At 68.7% G+C, this 15,008-nt stretch carries 8 protein-coding genes; 3 read left to right on the top strand and 5 right to left on the bottom strand.

The genetic code is table 11. From position 1 onward, the window contains the following. Positions 1-28 precede the first annotated feature (28 nt). Positions 29-1,141, top strand: a complete 1,113-nt coding sequence (locus tag HHL15_RS08050) for an NADH:flavin oxidoreductase/NADH oxidase (RefSeq protein ID WP_169145341.1) — start codon at positions 29-31, stop codon at positions 1,139-1,141. Here the strand turns inward: HHL15_RS08050 and HHL15_RS08045 are convergent. Next, positions 1,138-4,578, bottom strand: coding sequence for an ATP-binding protein (locus HHL15_RS08045; protein WP_169145340.1), 3,441 nt, complete (start codon positions 4,576-4,578; stop codon positions 1,138-1,140). The two genes, HHL15_RS08050 and HHL15_RS08045, sit on opposite strands and share 4 nt — an antisense overlap. Before the next feature lie 155 nt (positions 4,579-4,733). On the opposite strand from HHL15_RS08045, the gene HHL15_RS08040 reads away from it, so the two are divergent. Continuing rightward, positions 4,734-5,597, top strand: coding sequence for a zinc dependent phospholipase C family protein (locus HHL15_RS08040; protein WP_169145339.1), 864 nt, complete (start codon positions 4,734-4,736; stop codon positions 5,595-5,597). A gap of 372 nt (positions 5,598-5,969) precedes the next feature. On the opposite strand, the gene HHL15_RS08035 is transcribed toward HHL15_RS08040, so the two are convergent. The 3 genes from HHL15_RS08035 to HHL15_RS08025 form a co-directional block, all read right to left on the bottom strand. After that, on the bottom strand, positions 5,970-6,494 hold the full coding sequence (locus HHL15_RS08035) for a phosphatase PAP2 family protein (RefSeq protein ID WP_169145338.1): 525 nt from the start codon (positions 6,492-6,494) through the stop codon (positions 5,970-5,972). A gap of 3 nt (positions 6,495-6,497) precedes the next feature. Continuing rightward, a complete protein-coding gene (locus tag HHL15_RS08030; RefSeq protein ID WP_169145337.1) occupies positions 6,498-7,712 on the bottom strand; it encodes a glycosyltransferase family 4 protein in 1,215 nt (404 codons plus the stop codon). A gap of 107 nt (positions 7,713-7,819) precedes the next feature. Then, positions 7,820-8,959 carry a GGDEF domain-containing protein gene (locus tag HHL15_RS08025; protein ID WP_169145336.1) on the bottom strand — a complete coding sequence of 380 codons (1,140 nt, stop codon included), beginning with the start codon at positions 8,957-8,959 and terminating at the stop codon, positions 7,820-7,822. A 172-nt stretch (positions 8,960-9,131) separates the two neighbouring features. Between HHL15_RS08025 and HHL15_RS08020 the strand changes: the two genes are divergently transcribed. Beyond that, on the top strand, positions 9,132-12,287 hold the full coding sequence (locus HHL15_RS08020) for a PhnD/SsuA/transferrin family substrate-binding protein (protein WP_169145335.1): 3,156 nt from the start codon (positions 9,132-9,134) through the stop codon (positions 12,285-12,287). Here the strand turns inward: HHL15_RS08020 and HHL15_RS08015 are convergent. Beyond that, positions 12,254-14,920 (bottom strand): bifunctional diguanylate cyclase/phosphodiesterase, encoded by a 2,667-nt coding sequence (locus tag HHL15_RS08015; RefSeq protein WP_169145334.1) that lies wholly within the window; start codon positions 14,918-14,920, stop codon positions 12,254-12,256. The genes HHL15_RS08020 and HHL15_RS08015 overlap by 34 nt on opposite strands. Positions 14,921-15,008: the final 88 nt, after the last annotated feature.

The raw sequence follows: 15,008 nt of genomic DNA, 5'->3' as shown, positions 1-15,008 counted from the left end.
GCCCCGCCCATCCACTACCGGAGTCTCCATGTCCGCGCTGTTCTCCCCCTATCGCCTGGGCGATCTGGCCCTGGTCAACCGCATCGTCATCGCCCCCATGTGCCAGTACTCGGCCGAGGACGGCAACGCCACCGACTGGCACCGCATCCACCTCGGCAACCTGGCCCTGTCCGGCGCCGCCCTGCTGATCATCGAAGCCACCGCCGTCACGCCGGAGGGCCGCATCTCGCCGGCCGACCTGGGCCTGTGGTCCGACGCCAATGCGGCAGCCCTCGGCAGCACCCTCGACAGCCTGCGCCGCTACTCGTCGATGCCGGTGGCCGTGCAGCTCGCCCATGCCGGCCGCAAGGCCTCCAGCCACCTGCCCTGGGAAGGCGGCCAGCTGATCCCCCTGGGCGCCGGCGGCTGGGATACCGTGGCCCCCTCGCCCCTGCCCCACGGCGCCGATGAACGCGCCCCGCTAGCCCTCGACGACGCCGGGCTGCTGCGTGTCCGTGATGCCTTCGTGGCCGCTGCCCGGCGCGCCGCGGCGATCGGCATTGACGCGGTGGAGCTACACGCGGCCCACGGCTACCTGCTGCACCAGTTCCTGTCCCCACTCTCGAACATCCGCAGCGACGCCTACGGGGGCAGCCTTGAGAATCGCCTGCGCTTCCCGCTGGAGGTCTTCGACGCGGTGCGCGCCGTATTTCCCGCCGGCAAGCCGGTGGGCATACGCATCTCGGCCACCGACTGGGTGGACGGCGGCTGGGACCTGGAGCAGAGCATCGCCTTCAGTCAGGCGCTCAAGGCGCGCGGGTGCGACTTCATCCATGTGTCGTCGGGTGGCCTGTCCCCCCGCCAGCAGATCACCCTGGCCCCGGGCTACCAACTGCCCTTCGCCGAACGCATCCGCGCCGAAACCGGCCTGCCAACGGTGGCCGTGGGCCTCATCACCGAGGCCGAGCACGCCGAGGCCATCGTCGCCAGCGGCCAGGCCGACCTGGTGGGCGTTGCCCGGGTGATGCTCTACGACCCGCGCTGGCCCTGGCATGCCGCCGCCAAGCTGGGCGCCAAGGTGCATGCCGCCCCGCAGTACTGGCGCTGCCAGCCGCGCGGCCTGCCCGACCTGTTCGCCGACGCCCGGGTCGGCCAGCGCTAACCGGCCCCGCCCGCCCCCTCAAACCGCAGGGGGGCGGCGGCATGCCGGCGCACCACCTCGACCAGGCGTTCGGGGTCGATGGGCTTGGCCAGGTGATCCACCATGCCGGCGGCAAAGCAGCGCTCCCGCTCCTCGTCGAGCGCGTGAGCGGTCTGGCCGATCACCGGCAGGCGGGGCGCCAGCTCGTGGATCGCCCGGGTGGCATCGAAGCCGTCCATCACCGGCATCTGCACGTCCATCAAGACTGCATCGAAAGCGGCCATGCCCTGCCCGCGCACCGCATCGACAGCCTCCTGCCCGTTGCAGGCGAGGGTCACCGTGGCCCCCTCCTCACCCAGCAGCTCCTCGAGCACCATGCGGTTCACCTCGTTGTCCTCCGCCACCAGCAGGGACAGCCCGGCCAGCCGCCGGTCGCCCGGCATGGCGCCAGGCCGGGGCGGCGGCGCTTCGGGGGGCGGCAGCAAGGCGGCCGGCACACAGGGCAGGCGCACTTCAAAGCAACTGCCCTCACCCGGCCGGCTGTGCACCACCATGGCGCCGCCCATCAGCTCGACGATGCGGCGGGTGATCGTAAGGCCGAGGCCCGTCCCGCCAAACTTGCGGGTCGTCGAGTTGTCCGCCTGCTCGAAGGGAGCAAACACCTTGGCCAGCTCGCCCTCGCTCATGCCGATACCCGAGTCCGTCACCTGGAACAGCAGCCGCTCACCCTCGAGACCGGCCGCCAGGCTGACCTCGCCGTGGTCGGTGAACTTGATGGCGTTGGACAGCAGGTTGATCAGGATCTGGCCGATGCGCAGCGGGTCGCTCAGGCAGGACTCCGGCAGCGACGCGCTGCGGCGGAAACGCAGGATCAGGCCCTTGGCGCTGGCCCGCTCCTCCATCAGCTCCAGCGCCCCACCGATCACCTTGCCGAGATCCACCGGTATGGACTCCACCCGCAGCTTGCCCGACTCGATCTTCGAGAAATCCAGGATGTCATTGATGATGCCGAGCAGCAGCTGGCCCGACGACAGGATGCGGGCAAAGGTGTCCCTCGCCTTGTCCCGCCCACGGCTGTCGCGGTAGCCGATGTGGGCCAGGCCCAGCACCCCGTTGAGCGGGGTGCGGATCTCGTGGCTCATGTTGGCCAGGAACTCGCTCTTCACGCGGGCCAGGCGCTCGGCCTCGGCCCGCGCCGCCACCAGATCGGCGGTGCGCTCATCGACCAGTTCTTCCAGGCTGTCCCGGTAGCGGGCCAGCTCCTGGTCCTTCAGCATCCGCTCGGTGATGTCCTCGAGGATGGCGATCCCGCCCACGATGGCGCCGGCCTCGTCGCGCAGCGGTGCGCAATGCATGGCGATGTTGAGGTCATGGCCGTTGTAGGTGGTGCGGTAAGGGCCTTCATAACGCCCGATATTGCCGGCGATGGCTTCGCGCAAGGGCGACAGAACCCGGACGTCCTGCAGCTTGCTGCAATCCAGACGCAGCATGTAGTCGAGCGGCGCGCCCATGATCCGGGCGAACTGCTGGTTGCAGTAGCTCACCTTCAGGTCGTTGTCGTACTTGAGAATCCCGACCGGCGAATGACGCAGCAGGAGGCGCGCATGCTCTTCGCTCTCGCGCAATGCCAGTTCGGCGAGCTTGCGGCCGGTCACGTCCGACTGGATGCCCTCCCACATCACCGAACCGTCCTCCATCCGTGTCGGCCGGGCCTGCACCGAGATCCACAGCAGACGGCCGCCGGCACGGATGCGCCCCTCCCATTCAAAGGTCTCCAGAGTCCTGACCACCCGATGGCACATCGCGTCGAAGGAGGCCCGGTCGTCCTCGTGCAGGCTCAGGTAGACCGTGGTGGCGTCGGCCAGCACGGCCGCCTCGTCCAGCCCGCACTGCTCACAGAACAGGGGGCTCACATAATCGAAGCACGGCCGTCCATCCTGCGTCCAGTGGATCTTGAACACCCCCACCGGAATCCGCGCCACCAGCCGTTCGTACTCATCCAGCGCAGCCTTCAGGGAAATCTCCGCGCGGTGCCTATCCGTGACGTCCCGCACCGCACCATGGACGCGCACGGACTGGCCTTCGACGTCCCGTTCCGCTTCCGCCAGGCCATGGATCCAGCGCACCTGCCCATCCGGCCACAGGTAGCGATACTCGTGATCGAAGGCCCGCCCGGCGGGGCTACTCACCTCGGCGGCCCTGGCCAGCGTCTCCTCCCGGTCGTCCGGGTGAATACCTTGCTGCCACACCTCCACAGGAAACGGCCGGCCCGGCGGCAGCCCGAAGACCTGCAGAAACTGTTCCGAGAAACGAGTGCTGCCACTTCGTGAATCGATGGAGAACACCCCCAAGCCTCCCACCCTCTCGGTCACACGCAGCACCTTGTCCCGGTCGCGCAGTTCGGCCAGCGTCTCGCCCAGGCGTGCCGCGTGGGCCTGCAGGCGGCGGTGATAACGGATGACCAGCCAGGCCGACCCGGCGGTCAACAGCAGGAACACCGTCAGCAAGGCGAGCGTGTTGCGCAGATCGTCGCGCCATTCGGCCAGGTATTCCTCGCTGGCCATGCCCAGCACCAGCAAGAAGGGCAGGCCCGCCACCCGGCGCACCGAGTTGATCCGCTCGACGCCATCCTTCATGTGGGGAGCGAGGTAGCTTGCCGCCTGCAGGCCCGAATCGAGGATGCCGGTCAATTCGGCGGAGATCGCCTTGTTGCCGACCTGCCCTGCTTCACCCGGAATCGGCGGCTGCACGGCGATCAGGCTGCGATCCTCGTAGCGCAGCATCGACAAGCCCTTGCTGCCCAGGCGCGGGACAGCCAGTAATTCCTCGAGATAGTGCAGCGGCACCGCCGCCGTCACCACGCCGCCAAAACGCCCGTCGGGCAGGCGATAGCGCCGCGAGAAGGACAGCACCCGGACCCCGGAATCCGCCTCGATCTGCGGCGGTGACACCATCAGCTGGTCATGGACCAGGCCGGCGAGGGTCCGGAACGCCTCCGCCCCGATCAGCCCCTGCCCCGGCGGCGCACCCGCGCGTGCCCAGCGCGGCCGCCCCTCGGCATCGAAGACCCGCAGTCCCTCTATCTCGGGCAGCCAGCTCTTGTAGCGGGCGAGCATGTCGCGGCCCCCCTCGGTCCGCAAGGCATGGGCGCCGCCTGCAGCGGCTTCGAGTTCATCGACCACGGCCCGCAGGGTGACATCGATGGAGCGGGCGGTGCTCCCCAGGCTCTGCTCCAGGACCTGTGCCAGGTTGCGGGTTTCCTGGGCGGCCCTCTCCTCGGCCCGCGATCGCCCCTCGGCGAGACGTGCCCAGCCCTGATACCCGGCCGCCAGGTTGATCAGCAGCACGGCCAGCAGGAGGATCCGCTCGAAAGACCAGCCGCCGCGAAAAAAACGCCGCACCACCCCGGCGGGGGCGGTAGCTGCAATCCTCGAAGGAGCGGGGAGCGGAGCGTTCATGTTCCGACAAAAAGAGGGCCACACGGCATAAACCACCGACACCCCGTGCATTAGCAATTGTTATCGGCCTCTCCAGGCGTCTCTGTAGGCTGTTATTCACCAGGCTGACACCGGGAGGGCACGAGGCTGTCATCAGGAACGGGCAGATTCGAGGCATGGATGCACTACTCACCCCTCGCCATCGCCGCGCCGCCCTGTGGCTACTGCCCCTCCTGCTGACCAGCGGAGACGCCTTGGCCTGGGGGCTCTACACCCACGTCTATTTCGCCCAGTTGCTGCTGTGGGCGATCCCCCTCGCCGATCCGGCCCTGCGCCGCCTGGCGCGTCGCCATCCGCGCCTGGTGATGGCCGGCTCCTGCCTGCCCGATGTCGCCCTCACGGCGCGCCGGGCCGGCGCGGACGCCCTCGCCAGCAGCCACCGCTGGCCCCAGCTGCATGCCCTGATGGAGGCCGCCCGCAGCGACGCCGAACACGCCGCGGTGCTCGGCTACGCCAGCCACCTGATGGCCGACATCATCGCCCACAACCATTTCGTGCCAGCCCACGAGCGGCTGTGGTTCGAATCGGACATCACGACCCACATCGCCGTCGAATGGGCCATGGACCGTCATGTCGGGCAGCACCTGTTCGTCCGCCCGGCGACCCTGATGCACGAAGAGAGGCAGATCCTCACCCCCCTCATGGCCCGCGCCTTCGACAGCCCCCCGGAGCGGGTCGGCCAGGCCCTGGCGACCCTCGCCCAGGGGGAGAGCTGGCTGCGCAGCAGCCGCCTGCACGCAGGGCTCTACCATGCGGCCCGCTTCGTCGACCGGCGGGTGCAACGGCGCTTCAACCTCTACCTGGGTCATACGGCACGGCGCCTGACCCAACTGGACCGGCTGCTGGAAGGAGAGCTCCCCGGGTGGACCGCCGAGGTGGAACCTATCGCCGCGCGCGCGCGCCTCATCGACGCGCCGCGGCGCCTGCTGCGGGCCTGCCTGCCCCTTCCGGAAGACCTTTTCGCCGCGCAGCAGCGTTGAGGTAGAGGCCCCCCCACGCTTCGCGCTTCGCTGCCCCTCGGGGGGCACCTTTCATCTTGGGGCGGCCCGGCGATGAAAGAGGACCCCCACGCTCACCGCTTCGCGCTTCGCTGCCCCCCGGGGGGCACCTTTCATCTTGGGGCGGCCCGGCGATGAAAGAGGACCCCCACGCTCACCGCTTCGCGCTTCGCTGCCCCCCGGGGGGGCACCTTTCATCTTGGGGCGGCCCGGCGATGAAAGAGGACCCCCACGCTCACCGCTTCGCGCTTCGCTGCCCCCCGGGGGGGCACCTTTCATCTTGGGGCGGCCCGGCGATGAAAGAAGCCCCTGCCGGGAGACAGGGGCTTGGCCGGGACTTCAGGGGAAGGGTTTTCAGGCGAAACGGATGGCGACTCCAGCAAGCACCGCACCGATCGCGCCGCCGGCCAGCACATCGCTGGGGTAGTGCAGCCCCAGCACCGGGCGGGACACCGCCACCAGCAGGGCAAAGCCGAGCACCAGAGGTGCCAGCGCCGGGAAGTGCTGGGACAGGATCAGGGAGAAGCACACCGCGTGCAGCGTGTGGCCCGAGGGAAAGCTGAACTTGTCGAGCGGGCAGCCGGCACACACCACGTCGCTCACCACCTCGAAGGGGCGCGGCCGCAGGGTGCGGGTCTTCAGGAACTTGTACACCAGCACCCCGGCCACCCCGGCCAGCAGCATCTGACGCAGGGCCGGCAGGGCCGCCGCGCCCCACAGCGCAAACAGGCAGGCGGCCAGCACATACCAGGCCACCCCGTCGCCGAGACGACTCACCACGCGCATCAGGTCGCGCAGCCCACGGTAACGGCACAAGCGGTTGGAGCGCACCGCCAGGCGGTCGTCGAGCAACTGGAGACGGGCTGGCAGGGCGAACATGGCTTACCTCCGGGCAGACAAGGGGGCACTCAGGATCACCTGGCGCTGCAAGGCCACCAGGCTATCGACAATGGCGTGCCAGGCCAGGCTGGCCACCCGCTCGCGGGCAGCCAGGCGCTGGCGCGCACGCAGTTCGGGGGATTCGGCAAGGGTCACCGCACCTGCCATGAAAGCCGCTTCGTCGCCGGGCTCGGCGAGCCAGCCCTGGACCCGGTGGGTCAGCAGCTCCTGGGCGGCCGCATCCCGGTAGGCCACCACCGGCAGGCCACTGGCCAGGGCCTCGGCCACCACGTTGCCGTAGGTCTCGGTGAGGCTGGGAAAGAGGAACAGGTCGCCGCTGGCGTAGTGCCCGGCCAGCACCTCGCCGGTCTGCGGGCCGGTGAAGATCGCCCGCGGCTGGCGTGCGCGCATGCCCTGCAGGGCCGGGCCGCTGCCGACCATGATCAGGCGCGCCTCCGGCCGCCGCGCCAGGATCGCCTCGAAGGCGCGCTCCAGCAGGGCCAGGTTTTTCTCCGGCGCGATGCGGCCGACGTAGACCACCGCCAGGTCGTCGGGCCCCAACCCCCAGCTGCGCCGCAGGGCATCACTGCGCCGGGCTGGATCGTAGAGGCGCGTATCGACGCCACGGGACACCACATCGACCCGCGGAATCCCCTGGGCGGCCAGCTCGTCGCACAGGGCGCGGGTGGGCACCAGGGTCAGGTCGGCCCGGTTATGGAACTTGCGCAGGTAGGCAGCGATGGGGCGTTTCAGCCAGCCCACCCCATAGTGGCCACTATAACGGTGGAAATTGGTATGGAACTCGCTGATCACCGGCAGGCCGAGCTTGCGCGCCGCGGTCAGAGCCGACCAGCCCAGCGGGCCTTCGGTCACCACCTGCACCACGTCCGGGCGCTGCACCGACCAGCGCCGCAGCAGCACCTTGCGGGCCGGCAGGCCCATCTGCAGGTTGGCGTAGCGCGGCAGCGGAATTCCCCGGGACAGCATCTCCTCCACCCCGTCGATTCCATCGCCGCTGACGATCGCCCCGCCCTCGTGGGCCTGGCGGGGCCGGATCAGGTCCACCCGGTGGCCGGCAGCCACCAGGCCATCCACCATGCGGCCGGTGGTCATGGCCACCCCGTTTATTTCAGGCGGATAGGTTTCGGTCACCACGGCCACCCGGAGGGAGGTCAGTTGGCTGGCGAGTTCCTGGCATACGAGTCCGGCGCGGTCCATGGCGGCAGTGTCGCCAGACCATGCTGCAGGGGTGTGACGGCGAAGTGATGGCTGGGTGACGCCCGCAACAGCCGCCTGATGAAGACCGTCCAGCGTGAAGACAGGCCCTAGGCCCCGGCCAGATCGGCCCCCGTCTGAAGCGGTGCGCGATCGGCCCCGCCCTTGCTCACCCTCAGGCAGCGCCGGCCATCCGCCTTGGCCTGGTACATGGCGGCATCGGCCCTCTGCAGCACCGCCGCCGCCGTATCGCCCGGCTCGGGGAAGAGGGTCAGGCCGATGCTCGGGGTACGTGCCACCACATGACCGTCGACGGTATAGGGCTGGCCCACCGCCTCCAGCAACTTACCCGCCACCGTCTGCGCGCCCTGCAGTGCCGCGTCCCGGTCCGGCGCGAAGAGCGGCAGCAGGATCACGAACTCGTCCCCCCCCAGGCGGGCCACCGTGTCGCTATCGCGCACCTGGGCACGCAGGCGGTGGCCGATCTCGATCAGCAGGGCGTCGCCGCCCTGGTGCCCCAGGGTGTCGTTCACTTCCTTGAAGTGGTCCAGGTCCAGGAACATCAAGGCTCCGAAGGTCTGTTGCGGATGGCGCCCCCCTTCCGCCAGGGTCTGGCGGAGCCGGTCGTCCAGCAGGCGTCGGTTGGGCAACCCGGTCAGCGGATCGACCAGCGACAGGGAGCGCAGGTGGCGATTGGCCTCGAGCAACTGGCGATAGACCCCCTGGGCATAGGCCGTCACGGCCAGGGAAATGATGCTGCAGCTCACCAGGGCCAGGGTGATGGTCACCACCGACAGGCGGGAATAGGGAATGGGCAGGCCCGGATTGAGAGCCAGGATGACGCCGATGCTGGCCACGGTAAACGCCAGTCCGACCCACCGCCCAAGCAGGATGTAGCTGCCACCAATGCCCAGAAAGTACCAGACGATGCGCAGCTCATCGCCAGGCACGCTGACCAAGGCCAGGGTGTAGATCGCAAAACTCGCCAGCACCAGGATGGCCGCCAGTGGCACATAGAGGGCCCGCCGCCAGGTCAGCGACAGCATGACCACGTTGGCCAGACAGTAGACGACCGTTCCCAGGAGCTGCGTCTCGCCGAGATGATTGATGCCCATCAGGTCAGCCAGCACGAACAAACCCGACACGCTGCCTGCGGCGCCCAGCAGGGCGCGGAGGAAGACACGCTGGAAGACCCGATAGCCGTCATCGGCCAGACCCGGGTCCTGGAAGGTCGGGGGTGTTTTGTGCATGCCGGCAATATACCAGCAGCCCTCATGCGGCCAGCCCCCCTCCCGCCCAACGCGGCCCGACCAGCCCCGCACTTGTACGTTTCGCGCCACATATGCCTGGAAGCGTAATATGGGAGACGGGACCACAGGCCCAGAGATGTTCGGGCTTTCAACGATCTGCGAGGCACGCCCAGTGACAGACCCCTTGCACCTGACCCTTCGCCGATACGCCGGACGGAGCCTGACCGGCCTGGTGCTTTTCCTCGCGCTGGCCTTCCCTGCCATGCCCTTGCGGGCCGACACCTGGGCCTCCCCCACCCCCGTAGCCCGGTTCGCCGTGCTGGCTTTCCGCCCCAAGCCCGACATGCAGGCCCGCTGGCAGCCTGTCGTGGACCATCTCAACCAGGCCGGCCTGGGGCGGCACTTCGAGCTCGACGTGCTGACCTACCCCGAGATGGATGCCGCAGTGCGCGAACACCGGGTGGATGTGGTCACCACCCAGCCCGGCCATTACATCCGCCTGACCCAGCTCGGCGGGCTGCATTCCCCCCTGGCCACCCTGGTCGAGAACGACGGTGGCCACGCCCTCGCCAGCTTCGGCGGCGTCATCGTCGGACGGGCCGACAACACCGCCCTCAACACACTCTCCGACCTGCGCGGCAAGCGCATCGCCAGCAGCGCAACGGCGTCCCTAGGCAGCTACCAAATGCAGGCCCTGGAGCTGCTCCAGCAAGACATCCAGCTGCCCCAGGATGCCCAGATCATCGAAACCGGCCAGCCTCAGGACAGGGCCATCGAACACCTACTCGCCGGCCAGGCGGACGCCGCCTTTGTCCGCACCGGCGTCATCGAAGCCATGCAGCGGGCAGGACGGCTGGACATCCAGCGGCTGAAGATCATCAACCCACACCGGGTGGACGGTTTTCCCTTCGCCCTGTCGACCCCGCTCTATCCGGAATGGCCGGTGGCCGCCATGCCCTGGGCCGACGAGGACCTGGCCCGCCAGGTGGCCGCCGCGATCCTGGCCCTGCCCCATGGGGGCGAGGTGGCCCGCGCCGCCGGCATCCACGGCTTTACCGTCCCCGGCGACTACCGGCCGGTGGACAGCCTGATGCGCCAGCTGCGCATCCCACCCTATGACGCCCCCCAGCGCATCACGGCGGCGGATGTGTGGTCCCAGTACCACGGTCTGATCGCCCTGTTCACCACGCTCGGTTTCGCCATTCTCCTCAGTGCAATCCTCCTGCTCCTGCGCACCAACCGCCGGCTGCGCGACGAGCAGGCCCGGGCGGACACCGTGCTGCAGCGCCTGAGCGCCAGCGAGCTCCGTTTCCGGAGCATCTTCGAGCAGGTCAATGCCCTCGCCATCCAGGGCTACCGGCCCGACGGCACGGTGGTCTACTGGAACCCCGCCTCCCGGCTGATGTATGGCTACACAGCCGACGAGGCGATCGGTCGCTCGCTCTACGATCTGATCATTCCCGGGGAGGCCTGTGAAGCGGTGCGCCGTAGCGTGGCCTGGATGGTCGAGCATCGCAACGGCATGGAGGCCGGCCGCCTCCAGCTACAGGACAAGCAGGGCCAGCCGGTGAACGTCTATTCCAGCCATGTGGTGGTGGACACCGTGGAACACGGCCTCGTCCTGTTCTGCCTGGATATAGACCTGACTGCCCTGACCCGCACCGAAAGGGCCCTGATCGAAAGCGAAACCCGTCAGCGCCTGATCCTCGAGGCGATCGGCGAAGGGGTCTTCGATACCGACCGGGAGGGGCACTGCACCTTCATCAACCCGGCCGCCGCCAAGCTGCTCGGCTATAGCGAAAACGACATCCTCGGCCAGTCCATGCATGCGCTGGTCCATGCCCGCCACCCCGACGGGCGCCCCTACCCCCGTGAGCACTGCCCGGTGTGCCAAACCACCCGGGACGGCAAGACCCGACGCCTGGACGAGCATTTCTGGCGTAAGGACGGGGAGAGCTTCCCGGTACATCTGACCATCACCCCCAGCCGCCGCGACGGCGAGCTGACCGGTGCGGTGGTGGTGTTCTCCGACATCAGTGAAAGCGTGCGCACTGCCCGCGAGCTCGACCGCCACCGGAACCACCTGGAAGACCTGGTCAGCCAGCGCACCGCCCAGCTGGAGCAGGCCCGCCTCGCCGCCGAGACTGCCAACCAGGCCAAGAGCGCTTTCCTGGCCAACATGTCCCACGAGATCCGCACCCCCCTCAATGCCATCATCGGCATGGCCTACCTGATCCGGCGCGCCCACGTCACGCCCGAGCAGGCGGAACGCCTGAGCAAGATCGAGACGGCCGGACATCACCTGCTGGAGATCATCAATGCCATCCTTGACCTGTCCAAGATCGAGGCCGGCAAATTTGCCCTGGACGCTTCGCCCGTCGACATCCCCACCCTTATCGGCAACGTGGCCGCCATGCTGGCGGATCGGGCCCGGGCACGCGGGCTCAAGCTCCAGGTGGACCTGCCGGTTCCATTCCCGCCCCTCCTCGGCGACGGTACGCGCCTGCAGCAGGCCCTGCTCAACTACGCCGGCAATGCCATCAAATTCACCGAGAAGGGCTCGATCACCCTGCGGGCCATTCCTGACGCCGAGGACGGTGAAGGCCTGAACGTACGCTTCGAAGTCGAAGACACCGGCATCGGCATTCCGCCCGAGCTCCAGCCGCGCCTGTTCGCCCCCTTCTCCCAGGCCGACGAGTCGATCACCCGCCAGTACGGCGGCACCGGGCTGGGCCTGGCGATCACCCGCAAGCTGGCAGAGCTGATGGGCGGCGAAGCCGGCGTGGACAGCACCCCCGGCGTGGGCAGCTGCTTCTGGTTCTCGGCCCGCCTGCAGCGCCAGCAGCGCAGCACGCCGCCGCCCGCCACCATCACTGCGGAAGAAGCCGAAGCCGCCCTGGCACGGGAATGCCGGGGTGCCCGGGTGCTGGTGGTGGAGGACGAGCCGATCAACCAGGACATCGTGCTGGAGCTGCTGGCCGACACCGGCCTGCTCCTCGACACCGCCAGCGACGGGCTGGAAGCCCTGGCCTGCCTCGACCGGCAGGCCTATTCGCTGATCCTGATGGACATCCAGATGCCCCGCCTCGACGGCCTGGAATGCACCCGGCGCATCCGCCAGCGCCCGGATGGCGGCCAGGTGCCGATCATCGCGATGACCGCCAACGCCTTCGCCGAAGACCAGGTGCGCTGCCGTGAGGCCGGAATGAGCGACTTCATCAGCAAGCCGGTGAACACCGACGCCCTGTTCCAGACCCTGCTCAGGTGGCTGTCACCCCGGAGCCGGGAGGCGGCTCAGGCCGGAACGCCCTCGGCCGCCTCCAGGTAGCGCCGGAATTCCGCCTCCGGCATGGGGCGGGCAAAATAATAGCCTTGGCCCTCGTCACAGCCGAAGCTGCGCAGCACGGCCAGCACCTCGGTGTTCTCCACGCCCTCGGCGATGGTCACCAGGTTGAGGCTGTGGGCCATGTCGACAATGGCCCGGACAATCGCCGAATCCTCCGGGTCGCTGGTCAGGTCGCGCACGAAGGACTGGTCGATCTTCAGCTTGTTCACCGCCAGCTTCTTCAGGTAGGCCAGGCTCGAATAGCCCGTCCCGAAATCGTCGATGGACAGGCGCACGCCAAACTCCCGCAGGCGCTGCAGGGTGGCCAGCACCTCGTCGGTCTGATGCAGCAGGGTGCTCTCGGTCAGCTCGATCTCCAGCCGGTCAGGGGCCAGCCCGCTTTCGCTCAGCGCATCCGCCACGGTCTGCTCGAGGTTGCCGCGCTTGAACTGGATCGCCGAAATGTTCACCGCCACCACCAGCGGCTGGCCGCCCTGCACGGGCCAGCGCGCCGCCTGCCGGCAGGCTTCACGCAGCACCCAGGCCCCCAGCGGCACGATCATCCCGCTGCTCTCGGCCACCGGGATGAAGTGCCCCGGCGACAACATGCCGCGCTCCGGGTCGTGCCAGCGCACCAGCGCCTCGGCCCCCACCACCCGCCGCGTCTGCAGATCCAGCAGGGGCTGGTAATGCAGCACGAACTCGCCGCCGGCCAGGCCGCGCTGGAAGTTGGAGCGCAGGCGCAGGGCCTCCTGCACCTGGTGGTTCATGGCCTCGTCGAACATGCGGTAGGTGTTCCGCCCCGCATCCTTGGCGTGATACATGGCCGTGTCGGCGTTCTTCATCAGGGTGGTGAAGTCCTCGCCGTCGTCCGGATACAGCGCCACCCCGATCGACACCGAGGTGGACAGGCTGCGCCCCGGCAGCTCCACCGGTGCCTCGACGGCAGTCAGCAGCTTGCCCACGCGCAGGCTCAGGCTGTCCAGGTCGCGGACGCCCGGCAGGATCACCAGGAACTCGTCGCCACCCAGGCGGCACACCGTATCGGTTTCCCGGACCTGCTGGCGGAGCCGGCTGGCCAGCGCCTTCAGCATCTCGTCACCGATGTCGTGGCCCAGCGAATCATTGATCGTCTTGAAGCCGTCCAGGTCGAGGAAGAGCAGCGCCGTCCGCTCGCCGGAGCGGGCCGCATGCCCCCTCGCCTGCTCGAAGCGGTCCTCCGCCAGCAGGCGGTTGGGCAGCCCGGTGAGCGGGTCGTGGTGGGCCAGGAACTCGATGCGTTCCTCGCTGCGGCGGCGTTCGGTGATGTCGGCGAAGAGCAGCACCACGCCGATGTCCTCGCCGTCCTTGATCAGCGGATAGGCATCGAAGCGCACCGGAAAGCGGCTGCCGTCCGCACGCGTGAACACCCCGTCGCTGCTATGTACCACCGTGCCCACCACCAGGGCCTGGCGCACAGCACACGCCTCCGGCACCAGCTCGCGGCCGTCGGCCCCATGGGTATGCAGCAGGGACGGCAGGTCGCGCCCCTGCAAGGCGGCCTCGCTGCGGTAACCCAGGATCTTCAGGGCCGCCGGGTTGCAGAACAGCAGCCGGCCCTGGCGGTCCATGCCACAGATGCCCTCGCCGACCGAACCGAGCAATTGCTGGAAGCGGTCCTCGCTGGCCTGCAGATCCACCGTGGCCCGCTTACCCCGCAGCTCGGAAGCATGCAGACGCTTCAGGATCAGGCCCAGGAGCAGCAGGAAGAGCACGGTGGCCCCCACCGCCCCTGCCGCGTCCCGCTGCCAGTGGCTCAGGAAATCAGGCAGGGCGATGCCCACCGCCACATAAAAAGGAAAGGCCCCCACGCGCTTGAACGCGTACACCCGCTCCACCCCGTCGATGGCCGCCTGGAAACGCAGGGCCCCCTCCATCTCGCCGGCCTCCACGCGCAGGTGCATGGGATTGTTGCTCAAGGTCTGGTTGACCCGGTCGGGCTGGGCCGGCCGGCGCATCACCAGGCGGCCGTCATCGGCGCGCCGGAAGGTCACCACCCCGTTGGGACCGAGATCCAGCGCTTCAAAAAGGCCCTGCAGATAACTCAGCTCCAGGGGCGCCATCGCCACCCCGGCAAAAGCCCCCGCCGCATCACGGATCGGCACCGCCATGAAGAGCAGCGGCCGGCCGGCCATGCGCCCCACCGCCACTTCGGAAAACACCAGCCTGAGGGACGGGTCCTTGCGCAGCAGTTCGAAATAGCTGCGCCCGCGGGCATCCGCCTGGGGCTCGGCTATCTCCGAGGCATAGCGCACCACGCCACTGCGGTCGATCAGGCGGAAGCCCGTGATCTCGGGAAAATGCCGGGCCTCCAGGGCCAGCTTGTGGCGCACTTTCTCCCGCAGGGCTTCCGGCACCTCCGGCGCAAGCGCCTCGAGCGGCACATCGACGGCCAGCTCCTCCAGGTTGGCCTGGGCCCGCCGCAAGGTCGACTCCAGGCGTGCCTCAAGCACCCCGACCATATTGCGGGCATCGGTCGCCGCCTGTCGCTGCAGATCGCCATGGGCCGCTCCGAGCAGAAAGACCATCAATGCAGCCATGGCCAGGGCAACCAGCAGGAAGAAACCTGGATACCCCAGGCGCAGGCGACGTGACATGGATCACAGTATCGGCAGCCCCACTGCGAACTGAAGCCGGCACCCAAACGCCGTCACGGCAAGCGGCAAGCGCCGGGCAAAAAGCCTA

Origin of the sequence: Zoogloea dura, from assembly GCF_012927165.1 — a bacterium.
Lineage (GTDB): Bacteria > Pseudomonadota > Gammaproteobacteria > Burkholderiales > Rhodocyclaceae > Zoogloea > Zoogloea dura.
The sequence above is the reverse complement of the archived record's forward strand: the minus strand, read 5'-3'. Positions and strand labels throughout refer to the sequence as shown.

What these genes read in the sequence shown, in the direction of transcription:
- HHL15_RS08050 (WP_169145341.1), top strand. Translation starts at nt 29, where the DNA reads ATGTCCGCGCTGTTCTCCCCCTATCGCCTGGGCGATCTGGCCCTGGTC.
- HHL15_RS08030 (WP_169145337.1), bottom strand. Translation starts at nt 7,712, where the DNA reads ATGGACCGCGCCGGACTCGTATGCCAGGAACTCGCCAGCCAACTGACC.
- HHL15_RS08035 (WP_169145338.1), bottom strand. Translation starts at nt 6,494, where the DNA reads ATGTTCGCCCTGCCAGCCCGTCTCCAGTTGCTCGACGACCGCCTGGCG.
- HHL15_RS08045 (WP_169145340.1), bottom strand. Translation starts at nt 4,578, where the DNA reads ATGAACGCTCCGCTCCCCGCTCCTTCGAGGATTGCAGCTACCGCCCCC.
- HHL15_RS08040 (WP_169145339.1), top strand. Translation starts at nt 4,734, where the DNA reads ATGGATGCACTACTCACCCCTCGCCATCGCCGCGCCGCCCTGTGGCTA.
- HHL15_RS08015 (WP_169145334.1), bottom strand. Translation starts at nt 14,920, where the DNA reads ATGTCACGTCGCCTGCGCCTGGGGTATCCAGGTTTCTTCCTGCTGGTT.
- HHL15_RS08025 (WP_169145336.1), bottom strand. Translation starts at nt 8,959, where the DNA reads ATGCACAAAACACCCCCGACCTTCCAGGACCCGGGTCTGGCCGATGAC.